Genomic DNA, 15,057 nt, shown 5'->3' on the forward strand with positions numbered 1-15,057 from the left:
ATGAGTCACTGGATCACAAACGAACTTTGCGCTTTGACAAAAGAGAACTTGGATTTACTGATTGATTTTAAAATACCAGGGATCATCGTCAAAAACTTTTTGCCAAAGGCGTTTTGTCAAGAAGTCGATAGACGTTTATGCGAAACAAGTTTTGGGAATTATGACCATCTAAAGGAAATCCCTGTTCATCATCTTGGTGTCTGTCATAACCAGTGGTGTCGTGATGAAAAGTCAGTTTATTTTGGCATGATTGATGAAGCACAAAAGCAAATTGACGACATCTATCAAGCGCTGAATATTGATCCTGTGCAGGAAGTAATCTCGGCTTTATCGAACGAAGGTGGATATCCGGCAGAAGTTTTTGAAGAAGAAGGTTTTGGAAAATATTTCGCTGGGGCATTTCGAAGCTTTAAAGGACATGGACGACTTCATGTTGATCATGCGCCGACGCATATTGAAAAACCGTGGGCGGTGACTGAAATATCAAAACAACTAACCTGGAATATTTATTACAGCGTCCATAATGGCGGCGGTGAACTTGTCATTTATGACACAATTCATACCCCAGAAAATGAGCCAATGAAAGTGAGTAATGATTACTACTTTCCTTACGAAGTGCTGGAAAATGAAGTTTGTGTACGAGTCCAGCCAGAAATCGGTGATCTGATCCTCTTCAACACGCAAAATTTCCACGAGATCTTAGGTCAGCCCGAGGCAACACGCATCTCACAAACATCTTTTATTGGACTAAGGAATGATGGAAGTCTAGGCCTTTGGTCATAATCAATTCATTGATATTAAAGGATTTTATAGAGATGTATTTAAAAACGATGTATTTAAAAACCAACTATTCGAAAAACATGTATTCAAAAATTTTTTTAGGTGCTGCGCTGTTTGGTTCTGTGATTTCGTCTTCAGCACAAGCGGTCTCTAACTTAGTGTATTGTTCAGAAGGAAGCCCAGAATCATTTAATCCGCAGAGAACACTGTCAGGTACAGCGAGGAATGCAACTGCGACGACGATTTATGATCGCCTCCTTGATTTTAAAAAAGGCACAACAGAAATTATCCCATCACTTGCGACACGGTGGGAAATTTCTGAAGACCAAAAAATATATACTTTTTATCTCCGTAAAGGCGTTCAGTTTCATCAGACTCAGTTTTTTAAGCCTTCTCGGGAAATGACTGCGGATGATGTTGTGTTTTCTTTCAATCGACAACTTATGGAGACACATCCGTACCACCAAGTTGGTGGTGGTTCTTACCAATATTTTCAGGGAATGGGCATGCATCGCCTCATTCAATCTGTTGAAAAAGTTGACCGTTATACGGTCCGCATTCGGCTTGCTTATCCTGAGGCGCCATTTCTGGCAAATTTAGCCATGCCATTTATGTCCATACTCTCAAAAGAGTACGGGGATCAGTTGATGCGTATGCGCCAGCCTGATCAAATTGATCAACAACCCATTGGCACTGGGCCTTTTGCCTTCAAGCGCTATGTCAAAGATAGTCTGATCCGATTTACGCAGCATTCGGAACATTGGCGCGGCAAGGCGAAAGTCGACCAGTTAATTTTCTCTATTACGCCGGAGGCAAGTGTTCGGTACCAAAAGTTGAAAAAAGGGGAGTGTCATATTGCTGTGTATCCAGCACCAGCAGACTTAGATAGTATTCGCAAGAATGAGTCGATGCAGCTCATTGAACGAGATGGGATGAACATTGGTTATTTGGCGATGAATAATGAAAAAAAGCCCTTTAACCAACCTTTAGTACGAAAAGCAATCGCACATGCCCTCAACAAAGCATCATATATCCAAGCGATTTATATGGGGAATGCGAAACCAGCCATTAACCCTTTCCCTGAATCAATTTGGTCTTATAACAAACAAGTTCATCAATATCCCTACAATCCTGAATTGTCGAAAAAGCTCTTGGCAGAAGCTGGGTATCCCAATGGATTTGAAACAGAGATATGGACTTTACCAGTAACACGCCCTTTTAACCCTAATGGGAAAAAAATGGGTGAGTTGATGCAACATGATCTGGCTCAAGTTGGGATCAAAGTTTCCCTCAAAACATTTGATTGGGGAACCTATCTGGACAAAGTCAAACGTGGTGAGCATGACATCGTCCAGTTAGGGTGGACAGGTGATAATGGAGATCCAGATAATTTTCTTTATACCTTATTTAGCTGTGATTCTGTGACGAGAGGCTCAAATAACTCTCGATACTGCCAAAAGGAGTTCGATCAGTTGATCCGACAGGCGAGAGTTGAGTCGAAAATGAGTGTTCGCGTGCAGCTATATCGGAAGGCGCAAATGATTTTCAGTCAAGATGTACCTGTTGTCCCCATTGCACATTCAACGGTATATCGTGCTGTGAGTCATCAGGTTGAAGGATACGAAATGGACCCGTTTGATATGGATAACTTTTTTGACCTTTCCATAAGGAAAAATCAGGGGTAGGGACAAGATGAAATTCATCGTTGCAAAAGGACTCAGCGTCGTATTAACCCTATTCGGAGTGAGCTTACTGGCATTTTTTTTAATTCGGTTAGCACCGGGTGATCCGGTTTTGTTAATGATGGGAGAGCGTGGTGCAGACCCAAAACTTTATGCTGCCCTTCAGGCAAAATTGGGTCTTGATGGTTCCTTGATAAAGCAATATTTCAGCTTTCTTGCCCATGCGTTACAGGGTGATTTAGGGCATTCAATTGTCTCAAATCAACCTGTGACTTCCGAATTACTCGCTCGTTGGCCAGCAACATTTGAATTAGGGATATTTTCAGTTTGTATTGCGATATGCATAGGGATCCCTTTGGGGATCCTGGCTGCAATCAATCAAAACAGTTTGTTAGATCGATGTTTGATGGCCATTGCCCTTGGTGGTTATTCGATGCCAGTATTTTGGTGGGGCCTAGTCATGATCCTGTTTTTTTCTATCGGACTGGATCTCACGCCGGTCTCTGGCAGGCTTGGGGTTATCTATGATATTGAGCCTGTCACAGGGTTTATGCTGATTGATACTTTACTCCCGCAATCGTATCAAGATTACGGCTCTCAGGCATTTTTGGATGCGTTGCATCATTTAGTCTTGCCTGCATTTGTGATGGCAACCGTGCCACTCGCCGTTTTTGCTCGGATGACACGTTCGAGTATGTTGGAAGTTTTATCTGAAGACTATATCCGGACAGCTCGGGCAAAAGGGCTTTCGGAGTTTCGCATTATCATCGTTCATGCATTAAGGAATGCATTGGTTCCTGTCATCTCGATCGGGGGGGTCATGTTCGTCAGTATCGCTGTCTCAGGGGCTATCCTGACAGAAACCATCTTCGGACTGCCTGGCGTCGGGAGTTATATTGTCAATAGTGTTTATGCACGTGACTATCCCGTTATCCAGGGAAGCATCCTGATGATCGGTATTTTTGTTCTGTGTACGAACTTATTCATTGATCAACTTAATCAGTGGGTTTCTCAAAGGAAAAGCGAATGAAACAGGGAATTTCTATCCTTCAATTTGGACGGAATAATGTGCTCGTATCCATCGCGATAAGCTTTATTTTCGTGCTGATGCTTTTGGCCTATGCAGGTCCATTCATGATGTCACTTGCGCCTTATGAAACAAGTAAATCATTACTCAATTCACCTACTTTTTTCTCGAAGCATTCTAGTTTTCACTTGGGTACAGATGACTTAGGGAGAGATATTCAGTCACGATTAATTTATGGGGCGAGGAGTTCGCTTTCTATAGGTTTGGCTGTTGTGTTGATTGCTTTATCCATTGGTACCACTTTAGGGTTAATCGCAGGTGTGTATGGAGGATGGGTCGATCGTGTGATTGTCCGTTGCAATGATATTCTCATGTCTTTACCGAGTACTTTGTTAGCCATTGTTGTGGTTGCCGTGATGGGAGGTGGCTTAACGAATGCCATGTTTGCCGTCACGATCGTCATGATCCCCAGATTTATTCGAGTGATCCGAGCTGTGGCAAAGCAAGAGGTAAAAAAGCAATATGTGCAAGCTGCATATACGTTTGGCTATTCAAAGTTCAGGATCATGTGGTGTGAAGTATTACCAAATTGCTGGGCGCCCATGATTGTTCAGGCAACGCTTGGGCTGAGTGATGCGATCTTGGATATTGCTGCATTGGGTTTTTTGGGGCTTGGTGCAAAACCGCCAACGGCAGAATGGGGGGCGATGTTATCGGATGCAAGACAATTTATTGAGACTGCACCCTATCTCGCGATTATGCCAGGACTCTGTATTTTCTTAACCGTTCTTTCATTCAACCTTCTAGGAGATTACTTGCGGGATCTGCTCGACCCCAAGATGAAAAGGAAATAACCATGTTGTTGTCAGTAAAAGATCTTTCAATCAGTTTTTTGGGTGACAATGGCCCAGTTGCAGCGATCAATCAGTTAAGCTTTTATCTTGAACAAGGAGAGTGTCTTGGGATTGTCGGAGAGTCAGGTTGTGGTAAGAGCATGACCAATCTTGCATTAATGGGGTTGCTACCAAGAAATACGACTTATCGTGCAAAGGAGATGTTATTTGATGGCGTTGATTTAAAACACTTAAAGTCGAAAGAATGGCGTGCATTACGGGGAAACCGGATCGCAATGATCTTTCAAGATCCAATCCATTCTCTCAATCCATTAATGACAGTCCAATCACAGCTCTTGGAAGCAATATTACGCGCTGATCCGACATTGAGCCGTAAAGCAGCATACAAAGTTGGCATTGAGCTTCTGGAGCAAGTTGGGCTTTCTTCTCCCGAATTGAGAATGAAATATTATCCACATGAGTTATCGGGTGGCATGGCGCAAAGAGTCATGATTGCGATGATGCTCGCATTTAAGCCTTCTTTATTGATTGCGGATGAGCCAACGACTGCACTGGATGTGACGACGCAAGCTCAGATTCTCTCACTTCTTGATGAACTTCGCCGAGAATACAATATGAGTATGCTTCTCGTCTCACATGATATTGAACTCATACGGGGCCATACCGATCGGATCGCGGTGATGTATTCTGGAGAAATTGTGGAATCAGGGATAACAAAGCCCGTATTAAGTGCTCCCAAACACCCGTATACGCAAGGCTTGCTTGCAGCATTGCCCAATCATGTCGCTCACCAAAGAAAACAACCATTAACGACAATTCCTGGAACCGTTTTGCCAATGAGTGAAAAAACCCAAGCCTGTCGTTTTTCACCGAGGTGTCCAAATGCGATGCCAGAGTGTCAGAATGCACCAGTATTGCAACAAAGGCCAGAAACGGGAAATCTCCACACATTGAGGTGTTATTTATAATGAAAACTGAAAATGAAGTCGTCCTCTTAAAATTGGCTCAAGTCTGTAAAATGTTTCCTGTTCAAGTGGGCGTATTCAAACAAAAAGCAGTTCATGCTGTGCAGTCAGTTTCTCTCAATGTCCAAAAAGGGAAAACGCTGGCCATTATTGGAGAGTCAGGAAGCGGTAAAAGTACGCTTGCGAAAATGATCATGCAGCTTGAGCAACCGACATCGGGAGGCATCTATTTGAGGGATGAAGCAGGCTGTATGAAAAACATTCAAACATATACAAAGCAATCCTATGCTCGCCGGATCCAGATGGTTTTCCAAGATCCATACTCATCCTTAAACCCCCGTCAGCAAGTTTGGCAGCTCATGACAGCACCATTGCTTTCTCAACAATCAATGTCGAAGAAGGAAAGGTTGTATGCGACGGATGCCCTACTTGAGCAAGTTGGACTTGGGGAAGAGCACCGTTATGCATTTCCACATATGTTGAGTGGTGGACAAAGACAACGGGTCGGTATTGCCAGAGCATTGGCTTTAAAGCCCGAACTCATTGTGCTTGATGAAGCTTTATCTGCATTAGATGTTTCTATTCAGGCCCAAATGATGAATTTACTCATGTCGTTGCAATCGCAGTTGGATTTAACGTATCTGTTTATCAGCCATGATTTAAACGTTGTTCGTTATTTCGCGGATGAAGTGGGTGTCATGAAAACAGGAAGGCTGGTGGAGTTTGGTGACGCATTGACCACGATTGACCACCCACAGCATGCCTACACAAAACAACTTGTTCAATCAACACCAGGGTTAATTGGACAACATAAAAATACAAATGAGTGGGGCATGGCTCCCCAATTTCAGCATCAATCACGCTTGATGGCATAAGGAGATTATTTTGGAAAAGCGTCATGCTGCACAGATAAAAGTGGAATTTAGAAATCAAGAGTATTTTGGTGAATTGGATACGGCGTTATCTATCTTGGAAAATATTGAACGAATGAAGATACCGATTCGGAATTCTTGCCGCCGCGGTCTATGTGGGGCATGTCGAATCAAGTTACATCAAGGTCAGCTGGATCCGGATAGAACGGTTGAAGAGGAGGAGCATGTCTACGCTTGTGCTTCCTATCTCTTAGAGGATGATGTGCATGTGTTTGTTTATGGATAAACATGTTAAGTTAAGATGTTTTGTTTTTGCAATGGGTACTTAACTTAACATCGTTGATGTACAGTTGATTCTAATCATAATGAGGAAATTTATGTCCATTTTATTTGCTATGTTTTCTTTTTCTCTTGCGATGTCAATTTCGCCCGGACCAGTAAATATGGTGATTGTATCATCAGGTGCGAACTATGGACTCCGTCGCACGTTTCCATTTGTTTCCGGGGCAACGATTGGTTTTACGCTTTTACTTCTATTTATTGGCTTAGGTTTTTTGCAGTTTGTTCAAACATACCCAATGTTTTTGAAGTATTTAGCGATTGCAGGGAGTCTTTTTATTATTTACATGGGGTATAAGCTTATCTCGGCAAAACCAGAGCTGGATATCCCCGAACAGAATGTTCCGAAGTTCCATGAAGGATTTTTATTGCAGTGGTTGAATCCAAAAGCTTGGATTGCGTGTGTTTCTGGCGCCTCACTATTTTCAACAACAGAAGGACACCAGTCTTTTCTGATCTTTAGTACGATTTACTTTATTGTCTGTTATCTATGTCTCGGTGCTTGGGCTGTCTTGGGGGATCGTGTGACTTTTTTGCGTGAACATCCAAGACGCTTGCGTGTATTTAATATCTGTATGGGTGCACTCTTGATCCTAACCGCTATTTACTTGGTTTATTTGCAACTGTTCTTATCTTAAATTCGAAGCCTGGTATATCCAGGCTACGTTTGATGATTTTCTTTTTTCATCAACATAGATTCACAAATAAAACGCGTCATGGTAACGGACTTCTCCAGATGGATAATCATCAAGAAATGATAATGCCATAAAATATTCAGGCGGGACGCCAGGGAAAGTGAGCTGGGCGGCGTGTTGAAAACCAAACCGCTGATAGTAGGTTGGCTCTCCGACTAACACAGTACCCGATGCACCGAGTTCTTTTAGTGTATTTAAACCGTGTTGAATCAGTGCAGAACCAACCCCTTGGCGTTGAAATTCAGGTAACACTGAGATAGGCCCTAGCCCATACCACTGCATTTGCTTTCCATCAATATGGACCTCAGAAAAGCAGATATGACCAACAAGCGTATCATGAATGAGTGCAACAAAGGATAGATACATTGCGTTGTCTTTTCTGAGCTGGGAAACGATGAGATGTTCGTTATTTGCACCATGCGGGTGATCGATAAACGCGGCTTGGACCACCTGCGTGATCTGATCATTATCATGGGGTTGTTCTGATCGAATTTGCATTGCGATTGGATATCATAAAAAATCAAAACCCTAAGATATCAAATCAGAAGAAAGAAAGTAGATGGAAGAAGGTTTGATTTTATGCGATAAATCGGGTATGGAGGTTGATTTACTTGTTAGAGAAGGCTTTGACTTTCCTTGGGAGTTTGGCAGATTGCGCCCACTTGAAGTGTATGCTGAGTATCAACCTTTATTTCATGAAGTTGAGATATTGATGAAAAAAGCAGAAGCCGCTGGTGAAAGAGACGACGAGGCTGAAGAAGAACGCTTGCTTGAACTTCGACGCGAAAAAATTGAGCAGTTGAACGACATACCATTTCAAATATTGGGTTATCAAGCGCAAATTGTCGAATACCACTGGCTCATTGTGTCTGGAACGACTTATGAACTGAATTGAGGTGGATACAAACAAGAATTTAGGTTCGTTTATCGACTTCGCTTCACAAAGGAACGCATCATTGACACCGGGTTTTTGTATGAATTTGGCTAAGATATAGTATAATCGCGAGCTTTAGTGTTTTAACGTCAGACGGGCGGGCTTTTTATTCTGTGCACATGTGCGTATAGCGTCCGGGAAATTTCTTTAAGTGGTACGTGTTAATGTCCTCAAAATTCAATAATATACGTAATTTTTCGATCATTGCTCATATTGATCACGGTAAATCAACGCTTTCCGATCGACTGATCCAGCATTGTGAAGGTTTAACAGATCGAGAAATGCAGGCCCAGGTTTTGGATTCCATGGATCTCGAACGTGAACGTGGTATCACCATTAAAGCCCAAAGTGTGACGCTGAACTACAAAGCGCAGGACGGCGAAACTTACCAACTTAATTTCATTGATACGCCTGGCCACGTGGATTTCTCGTATGAGGTCTCACGCTCATTGGCCGCTTGTGAAGGCGCACTTCTTGTTGTTGATGCAGGCCAAGGGGTTGAAGCACAAACCGTGGCGAACTGTTACACCGCCATTGAAATGGACTTAGAAGTCTTACCGATCCTCAATAAAATTGATCTACCTCAGGCTGATCCGGACCGTGTTTCTCAAGAGATTGAAGATATCGTTGGTATCGAAGCAACAGACGCGGTGACCTGCTCTGCAAAAACAGGTCTCGGTATTGAGAATGTGCTAGAGACGATTGTTGAGCACATCCCAGCACCAGAAGGTGATAGAGAAGCGCCACTACAAGCCTTGATTATTGATTCTTGGTTTGACCCATACCAAGGTGTTGTATCTTTGGTTCGTGTCAAACATGGTGAATTAAAAGCGGGTGACAAAATCAAAGTGATTTCGACAGGTCAGGAGCATATCGCTGATAAAGTCGGGATCTTCACACCAAAGCAAACAGAAACAGGTCAACTCGGCACTGGCGAAGTAGGTTATGTGATTGCAGGCATCAAAGACATCCATGGTGCGCCAGTCGGGGATACTTTAACCCTTGCGAAAAAGTCTGCTGATGCACCATTACCGGGTTTCCAGAAGGTGAAACCACAGGTTTATGCTGGTCTTTTCCCAATCAGCTCTGACGATTACGAAGCATTTCGTGATGCGCTTGGCAAATTAAGCCTGAACGATGCATCCCTTTTCTATGAGCCAGAAAACTCTTCTGCGCTTGGTTTTGGCTTCCGTTGTGGTTTCCTCGGGATGTTGCATATGGAAATCATTCAGGAACGTTTAGAACGTGAATATGATTTAGATCTGATCACAACGGCACCAACGGTGGTGTATCAGGTCTTAACGACTGACGGTGAAGAGCTGATGGTCGATAACCCATCTGATTTACCGCCAGTGAATAACATTGAAGAAATTCGTGAGCCAATCGTTGAAGCCCATATTCTCGTGCCTCAAGAATACTTGGGTAATGTGATCACGCTTTGTGTTGAGAAGCGTGGAATTCAAAAAGATATGGCTTATCATGGCAATCAGGTTGCGTTGACTTATGATATTCCGATGGCAGAAGTTGTGATGGACTTCTTTGACCGCTTGAAATCAACCAGCCGTGGCTTTGCTTCACTGGATTATAACTTCAAACGTTTTGAAGCTGCGGACATGGTCCGTGTTGATATCATGATCAACGGTGACCGTGTCGATGCGCTGGCTGTGATCACACACCGTGAGCACTCTCAAGCAAGAGGCCGTCTACTGGCTGAAAAACTCCGTGAGTTGATTCCAAGACAGATGTTCGACATTGCAATTCAGGCTGCAATCGGAAATCACATTATTGCGCGAACAACCGTTAAACAATTACGTAAAAACGTGATTGCAAAATGTTATGGTGGTGACGTGAGCCGGAAGAAAAAGCTGCTTCAAAAGCAGAAAGAAGGTAAGCGTCGAATGAAACAGTTGGGCAACGTGGAAGTACCTCAAGATGCTTTCCTTGCCATTTTGAAAGTTGGAAAATAAAGGAAACTACTGAATATGGCTAGCTACTTTGCTATCTTTCTCGTTGTTTTATCATTGGGGAGTGGCCTGATTTGGCTTTTGGACGCAACCGTTTTCGCACCAAAGCGTCGTGAGCGGCTTGTTGCTGCCGAAGCAGAAGCAGGCGGGGAACTTGGCGAAGATGCATCCGATGCCATTTTACGTCAGTCTGCAATTGCAGAAACGGCGCAGAGTATCTTTCCGATCGTGCTTCTGATCACTTTATTTCGTTCATTTTTGTATGAGCCGTTTCAAATTCCGTCGAGTTCCATGTTACCGACTTTACTGGTCGGAGACTTTATTCTGGTCAATAAATATTCCTACGGGGTCAAAGACCCAGTTTGGCGTAAACAGTTGATCGATGTTGGTGAGCCTGCACGGGGAGATATTGCTGTTTTCAAATATCCAGAAAACGAAAAGCAGGACTTTATTAAGCGAGTGATTGGCCTACCGGGTGATACGATCATTTATCGAAATAAAAAACTATTCATTCAGCCAAGCTGTGACAAAAACCCTGAAAAGTGCGAAAGACCGCAACAAATTGAGCCAGAAATCGTCAACTCGGACGAATTTGAAGTGCGTGGCATTCCACTCGTGCGCTTGAAAGAAGATCTGCTCGGTGAGAAAACCCACGATATTCTCTTAGCACCAGTCTATATGATGGATGAAGCAAAAGAGTTTTATCGTCAACATAGTAGTGGTGAAGTGGGCAAGTGGGTTGTACCGAAAGATTCGTATTTTGTCTTGGGTGATAACCGGGATAATAGCCGTGATTCTCGTTTCTGGGGCTTTGTACATAAAGATTTATTAGTCGGTGAAGCGGTCTTTATCTGGATGAGTTTTGAATTCCCAGAAAATGGGGATGACAGTTGGCTACCGGGCTTTATTCCGCGTGGTGTTCGTTTTGAGCGTCTTGGCCCATTAAACGACTAAAGGAGCCGTCATGATCCGACCTGCAGTAGATCTGTATTCTAAGATTGGTCATACATTTGAAGCACCTGAGCTTCTTGAGCTTGCGCTGACACACCGCAGTTACCGCGGTCAACATAATGAACGTTTGGAGTTTCTCGGGGACTCCATTTTAAGTTTTGTGATCTCTTGTGCGTTGTACGAGCAATTTCCAAAAGCCAGTGAAGGGGAAATGTCGCGTATGCGTTCTTCCTTGGTCCGTGGCAAAACCTTGGCTGAACTCGGCCAGGACTTTGAAATCGGGGACTTTGTTCGCTTGGGACCTGGTGAATTAAAAAGTGGTGGCTTCCGCAGGGAGTCAACACTTGCAGATACCATCGAAGCAATTATCGGTGCGATTTTCTTAGATGCTGGCATCGATACTTGTCGTGCGGTAATCCTCGATTGGTTCGAGTCTCGCTTACAAGTGATCGAACCTGGCCATCAAAAAGATCCAAAAACACGTTTGCAGGAATATTTGCAAGGCAGAAAACTATCGTTGCCGAGTTATACTGTGACTGAGATCACCGGAAAAGCGCATGAACAGAAATTTACAGTGTCATGCGAGATTGAAGGTTTAGAGACGATTGTCGCAACAGGCACCAGTCGTCGTCGTGCCGAGCAGCAAGCTGCTGAGCAGGCACTGGAACAATTGAAAGAGAAGTAATGCAAGAAAATACCTATTGTGGCCTCGTTGCAATCGTTGGTCGTCCAAATGTGGGAAAATCCACACTCTTAAATCAAATTCTGGGTCAGAAAGTGAGCATCACTTCGCGTAAGCCTCAGACAACGCGTCACCGGATCATGGGTATCCATACGGAAGACGAGTATCAAACGGTTTATGTGGACACACCTGGTCTGCATATTGAAGAAAAACGGGCGATTAACCGATTGATGAACCGTGCAGCATCCAGTTCCATTCGTGATGTAGAGCTTTGTGTCTTTATGGTCGAAGGAACGCGCTGGACAGACGACGACGCCATGGTATTGCGTAAGCTCAGTAATGATTTTCCGCCTGTTGTTCTTGCCGTGAACAAGATTGACAATGTGAAGGAAAAGTCGGAGCTATTACCCCATTTACAGTGGCTATCTGAGCAGCATAACTTTAAAGCCATTATTCCTATCTGTGCAGAGACAGGCGAAAATGTTGATGAGATCGTGAAAGTCGCGAAGTCATCGTTACCAGAAAGTCCTTTCTACTTCCCAGAAGACCATTTTACGGATCGCTCATCTCGCTTTATGGCATCAGAGATCATCCGTGAGAAATTGATGCGCTTTTTAGGTGAAGAGCTACCGTATGCGGTGACGGTTGAAATTGAGCAATTTAAAACAACAGAAAAAGGCCATTATCACATTAATGCCTTGATCTTAGTTGAGCGCGAAGGTCAGAAGCGTATGATCATCGGGAAGCAAGGATCAAAGCTCAAAACGATCGGCCGTGAAGCGCGACTGGATATGGAAGATATGTTCCAAAATAAAGTCTTCCTGCAAATTTGGGTGAAAGTCAAAAGCGGTTGGGCAGATGATGAACGTGCGCTGCGCAGCTTGGGTTACGGCGAGGATTAACTTAACGGGTGTGATGATATCGCTTCACACCCATTTATCACTGGAGCGAGCACTTGCTCAGTAAAGCCTACATCCTGCATACACGACCATTTCGTGAAAACTCAATCATTGCTGATTGTTTGGTGGATCAGGAGATTGGTCGTGTCAGCTTGTTTATTCGTAAAGGTAAAAAAAGCCAGCATCAAGCGCTTTGCCAACCCTTTCAGCCCTTAATATTGGAAGTCACTGGCCACGGTGACATGAAATACGCAAACCGACTAGAAGCCCATAGCGAGCGCTTTTCTCTGCAAGGAAAACATCTTTTTTGTGCGTTATACATGAATGAGCTGATTTGTCGGATTTGGCCGAAAGACTTCGCATCAGAGCGTTTATTTCCACTGTATGAATCAGCACTTCAACACTTAAAGCAGGTCGATAAATCAGCGATAGAGCCTGTACTCCGTCAGTTTGAAATTGCTTTACTTGATGAGCTTGGCTTAGGCATTGACTTTCAATCTGCAAATCATGGTGATTATGAAGTGAAATCGCACAACTGGTATCGATTTGTCCCAGGAGAAGGTTTCTTCTTAAGTTACCATCGACTCCGTTGTTTTCCCGGGGATGCACTTTTGCAAATTGCCCAGTTGAACTTCTCCGAGACACACGTTAGATTAGCCGCAAAACAGATTATGCGTTTAGCTTTTCAGCCTTTTATTGGTGATGAGCCACTGAAGAGCAGAACGTTTTTTCAAACAAGAACATAGATGAAGAAGAACATCACATGAAGGACATCTTACTCGGGGTGAACATCGACCATGTCGCGACACTCCGCCAAGCCAGGGGAACCCACTACCCAGATCCGGTTCATGCAGCTTCAATTGCAGAGCGAGCAGGCGCTGATGGGATCACCATTCACTTAAGAGAAGACCGCCGACATATCGTCGACAGAGATGTATTCTTACTCAAAGATACACTTTCTACCCGGATGAATCTTGAGATGGCCGTGACCAATGAAATGCTGGACATTGCGGCTCAAGTCAAACCTGAATTTTGTTGTTTGGTTCCGGAGAAGCGGGAAGAGCTGACAACAGAAGGTGGCTTAGACGTACTCTCCCAAGAGCAAAGAATTACGGAAGCAAACCTGCGATTAGCAGCGCATGGGACGAAGGTATCTTTGTTTATTGATGCGGATCGTGATCAAATTGAAGCGGCAGCAAGAACAAAAGCACCCTATATCGAGATCCACACAGGATGTTATGCCGATGCACAAACACAAAAGGATGCCCAAAATGAGCTATCCCGTATTCGTGAAGGTGCTGAGCATGCAGCATCACTTGGGATCACAGTCAATGCAGGTCATGGTTTGCATTACCATAATGTAAAGCCAATCGCGGCAATTTCTCAAATGTACGAGTTAAACATTGGCCACGCGATTATTGCACGTGCTGTGTTTGATGGGTTGGATTTAGCTGTACGCGATATGAAGCGTCTGATGTTGGAAGCGCGTGGATAATGGCAATTGTTGGTTTTGGAACGGATATTTTAGATATCTCTCGTGTGGTACGTTCGAAAACTTCTTTAGAGCGTCTCGCGAAACGCATTCTTCATCGAGATGAATATGAGGTTTTTCAAGGGCACCATGATCCAGCTCGCTATGTTGCGAAACGCTTTGCAGTGAAGGAAGCCGGCGCAAAGGCGCTTGGCACAGGTATTGCGAAAGGGGTGACATTTCAACAGATTATTTCTGGGAATTTACCATCTGGTCAACCAACAGTACGATTTGAGGGAAAGGCGAAAAAGCTGGCGGACGCGCTTGAAGTGAATCAAGTGTTTGTTTCTATCAGTGATGAGAAGCAATTCGTCGTTGCCAGCGTGATTTTAGAGCGTTAGCGCTGCATTAACCTTTTGGTTTTTGAACGACACCATAAGCCTTGCTGCCATACAATGGAACTGTAGACAGTGAGTGCTTATGGCTGCCTGCAGTCTCATGAGTCGAATAGGATAGGTAAACGAGCGTCTGATTTTCAACATCAAAGATCCGTCTGACCTTCAGGCTTTTGAATAAAATACTCTTCGATTTGGTAAAAATCTTCTCGCCTGCATCATCCAGATCGAGTGTTTTGACCTGTTCGGGGGTGATCTCACCGATTTGACGACAGGCGATACTCATATTGGAAGGATCCGCGAAGTCCAGGTTGGCTTCAACATGAGCGACATGGCAAATCACGCCAGGCAATTTCGGGTCATGGAATGCTTTGATCAGAATATCTTTGGTCGTAAACAAGCCAAGACTGACTTTACCTGCATTATCATCACAAGCACTCAACAAGCTCAACCCAGCCAGGATCGGAAGGGTTCTTTTTATAAATTTGTTCATGATTCATCCATCTGACATCAAATATAAATAAGCTTCATGATAACACTCAGTTTC

18 protein-coding genes are annotated in these 15,057 nt (G+C 43.8%); 16 read left to right on the forward strand and 2 right to left on the reverse strand.

Features of this window, described 5'->3' with window-relative positions:
- From C505_RS0114920 to C505_RS0114955, 8 genes are all read left to right on the forward strand, one after another.
- Window positions 1-783 (forward strand): 2OG-Fe(II)-dependent halogenase WelO5 family protein, encoded by a 783-nt coding sequence (locus C505_RS0114920; RefSeq protein ID WP_026317996.1) that lies wholly within the window; start codon window positions 1-3, stop codon window positions 781-783.
- A gap of 32 nt (window positions 784-815) precedes the next feature.
- The gene (locus C505_RS0114925; protein WP_018693435.1) at window positions 816-2,465 is read left to right on the forward strand and encodes an ABC transporter substrate-binding protein; all 1,650 of its coding nucleotides are present in this window, start codon (window positions 816-818) and stop codon (window positions 2,463-2,465) included.
- 7 nt (window positions 2,466-2,472) lie between these two features.
- A complete protein-coding gene (locus C505_RS0114930; RefSeq protein WP_018693436.1) occupies window positions 2,473-3,492 on the forward strand; it encodes an ABC transporter permease in 1,020 nt (339 codons plus the stop codon).
- On the forward strand, window positions 3,489-4,343 hold the full coding sequence (locus C505_RS0114935; protein WP_018693437.1) for an ABC transporter permease: 855 nt from the start codon (window positions 3,489-3,491) through the stop codon (window positions 4,341-4,343). Before C505_RS0114930 ends, C505_RS0114935 begins: the two co-directional genes overlap by 4 nt.
- Before the next feature lie 2 nt (window positions 4,344-4,345).
- On the forward strand, window positions 4,346-5,311 hold the full coding sequence (locus C505_RS22550; protein ID WP_018693438.1) for an ABC transporter ATP-binding protein: 966 nt from the start codon (window positions 4,346-4,348) through the stop codon (window positions 5,309-5,311).
- The gene (locus tag C505_RS22555) at window positions 5,311-6,183 is read left to right on the forward strand and encodes an ATP-binding cassette domain-containing protein (protein ID WP_018693439.1); all 873 of its coding nucleotides are present in this window, start codon (window positions 5,311-5,313) and stop codon (window positions 6,181-6,183) included. The genes C505_RS22550 and C505_RS22555 overlap by 1 nt, the downstream gene beginning before the upstream one ends.
- 10 nt (window positions 6,184-6,193) lie before the next feature.
- On the forward strand, window positions 6,194-6,466 hold the full coding sequence (locus C505_RS0114950; protein WP_018693440.1) for a 2Fe-2S iron-sulfur cluster-binding protein: 273 nt from the start codon (window positions 6,194-6,196) through the stop codon (window positions 6,464-6,466).
- 91 nt (window positions 6,467-6,557) lie between these two features.
- The gene (locus C505_RS0114955; protein ID WP_018693441.1) at window positions 6,558-7,157 is read left to right on the forward strand and encodes a LysE family translocator; all 600 of its coding nucleotides are present in this window, start codon (window positions 6,558-6,560) and stop codon (window positions 7,155-7,157) included.
- A gap of 60 nt (window positions 7,158-7,217) precedes the next feature.
- Here C505_RS0114955 and C505_RS0114960 read toward each other — a convergent pair whose 3' ends face one another.
- Window positions 7,218-7,712 carry a GNAT family N-acetyltransferase gene (locus C505_RS0114960; RefSeq protein WP_018693442.1) on the reverse strand — a complete coding sequence of 165 codons (495 nt, stop codon included), beginning with the start codon at window positions 7,710-7,712 and terminating at the stop codon, window positions 7,218-7,220.
- 61 nt (window positions 7,713-7,773) lie between these two features.
- Here C505_RS0114960 and C505_RS0114965 point away from each other — a divergent pair, with 61 nt between their 5' ends.
- The 8 genes from C505_RS0114965 to acpS all read left to right on the forward strand — a co-directional run bounded on the left by C505_RS0114965 (window position 7,774) and on the right by acpS (window position 14,516).
- Entirely contained in the window at window positions 7,774-8,109 is a 336-nt protein-coding gene (locus tag C505_RS0114965; RefSeq protein WP_018693443.1) for a hypothetical protein, read from the forward strand.
- 203 nt (window positions 8,110-8,312) lie between these two features.
- Complete coding sequence (lepA, locus tag C505_RS0114970) at window positions 8,313-10,115, forward strand: translation elongation factor 4 (protein WP_018693444.1); 1,803 nt, start codon at window positions 8,313-8,315, stop codon at window positions 10,113-10,115.
- Between the two features lie 15 nt (window positions 10,116-10,130).
- Window positions 10,131-11,066 carry a signal peptidase I gene (gene lepB, locus C505_RS0114975; protein WP_018693445.1) on the forward strand — a complete coding sequence of 312 codons (936 nt, stop codon included), beginning with the start codon at window positions 10,131-10,133 and terminating at the stop codon, window positions 11,064-11,066.
- A gap of 10 nt (window positions 11,067-11,076) precedes the next feature.
- Window positions 11,077-11,748: a ribonuclease III gene (gene rnc, locus C505_RS0114980; RefSeq protein WP_018693446.1), complete on the forward strand. Its 672-nt coding sequence runs from the start codon at window positions 11,077-11,079 to the stop codon at window positions 11,746-11,748.
- The gene (gene era, locus C505_RS0114985) at window positions 11,748-12,647 is read left to right on the forward strand and encodes a GTPase Era (protein ID WP_018693447.1); all 900 of its coding nucleotides are present in this window, start codon (window positions 11,748-11,750) and stop codon (window positions 12,645-12,647) included. Before rnc ends, era begins: the two co-directional genes overlap by 1 nt.
- Window positions 12,648-12,700: 53 nt before the next feature.
- A complete protein-coding gene (gene recO / locus C505_RS0114990; RefSeq protein ID WP_018693448.1) occupies window positions 12,701-13,390 on the forward strand; it encodes a DNA repair protein RecO in 690 nt (229 codons plus the stop codon).
- 17 nt (window positions 13,391-13,407) lie between these two features.
- Complete coding sequence (pdxJ, locus tag C505_RS0114995; protein WP_018693449.1) at window positions 13,408-14,139, forward strand: pyridoxine 5'-phosphate synthase; 732 nt, start codon at window positions 13,408-13,410, stop codon at window positions 14,137-14,139.
- Window positions 14,139-14,516, forward strand: a complete 378-nt coding sequence (gene acpS / locus C505_RS0115000) for a holo-ACP synthase (RefSeq protein ID WP_018693450.1) — start codon at window positions 14,139-14,141, stop codon at window positions 14,514-14,516. The genes pdxJ and acpS overlap by 1 nt, the downstream gene beginning before the upstream one ends.
- A 7-nt stretch (window positions 14,517-14,523) precedes the next feature.
- On the opposite strand, the gene C505_RS0115005 is transcribed toward acpS, so the two are convergent.
- Complete coding sequence (locus C505_RS0115005) at window positions 14,524-15,003, reverse strand: CreA family protein (RefSeq protein ID WP_018693451.1); 480 nt, start codon at window positions 15,001-15,003, stop codon at window positions 14,524-14,526.
- Between the last annotated feature and the right edge of the window lie 54 nt (window positions 15,004-15,057).

Source organism: Algicola sagamiensis DSM 14643, from assembly GCF_000374485.1.
In the GTDB taxonomy this organism is placed as follows: domain Bacteria; phylum Pseudomonadota; class Gammaproteobacteria; order Enterobacterales; family Alteromonadaceae; genus Algicola; species Algicola sagamiensis.

Bases quoted from the DNA above. Each gene is read 5' to 3' on its own strand.
- C505_RS0114955 (WP_018693441.1), top strand. From the start codon at position 6,558: ATGTCCATTTTATTTGCTATGTTTTCTTTTTCTCTTGCGATGTCAATT.
- C505_RS22555 (WP_018693439.1), top strand. From the start codon at position 5,311: ATGAAAACTGAAAATGAAGTCGTCCTCTTAAAATTGGCTCAAGTCTGT.
- era (WP_018693447.1), top strand. From the start codon at position 11,748: ATGCAAGAAAATACCTATTGTGGCCTCGTTGCAATCGTTGGTCGTCCA.
- C505_RS0114960 (WP_018693442.1), bottom strand. From the start codon at position 7,712: ATGCAAATTCGATCAGAACAACCCCATGATAATGATCAGATCACGCAG.
- C505_RS0114935 (WP_018693437.1), top strand. From the start codon at position 3,489: ATGAAACAGGGAATTTCTATCCTTCAATTTGGACGGAATAATGTGCTC.
- C505_RS0115005 (WP_018693451.1), bottom strand. From the start codon at position 15,003: ATGAACAAATTTATAAAAAGAACCCTTCCGATCCTGGCTGGGTTGAGC.
- C505_RS0114965 (WP_018693443.1), top strand. From the start codon at position 7,774: ATGGAAGAAGGTTTGATTTTATGCGATAAATCGGGTATGGAGGTTGAT.
- lepA (WP_018693444.1), top strand. From the start codon at position 8,313: ATGTCCTCAAAATTCAATAATATACGTAATTTTTCGATCATTGCTCAT.
- lepB (WP_018693445.1), top strand. From the start codon at position 10,131: ATGGCTAGCTACTTTGCTATCTTTCTCGTTGTTTTATCATTGGGGAGT.
- C505_RS0114925 (WP_018693435.1), top strand. From the start codon at position 816: ATGTATTTAAAAACGATGTATTTAAAAACCAACTATTCGAAAAACATG.
- pdxJ (WP_018693449.1), top strand. From the start codon at position 13,408: ATGAAGGACATCTTACTCGGGGTGAACATCGACCATGTCGCGACACTC.
- C505_RS22550 (WP_018693438.1), top strand. From the start codon at position 4,346: ATGTTGTTGTCAGTAAAAGATCTTTCAATCAGTTTTTTGGGTGACAAT.
- acpS (WP_018693450.1), top strand. From the start codon at position 14,139: ATGGCAATTGTTGGTTTTGGAACGGATATTTTAGATATCTCTCGTGTG.
- C505_RS0114920 (WP_026317996.1), top strand. From the start codon at position 1: ATGAGTCACTGGATCACAAACGAACTTTGCGCTTTGACAAAAGAGAAC.
- C505_RS0114930 (WP_018693436.1), top strand. From the start codon at position 2,473: ATGAAATTCATCGTTGCAAAAGGACTCAGCGTCGTATTAACCCTATTC.
- rnc (WP_018693446.1), top strand. From the start codon at position 11,077: ATGATCCGACCTGCAGTAGATCTGTATTCTAAGATTGGTCATACATTT.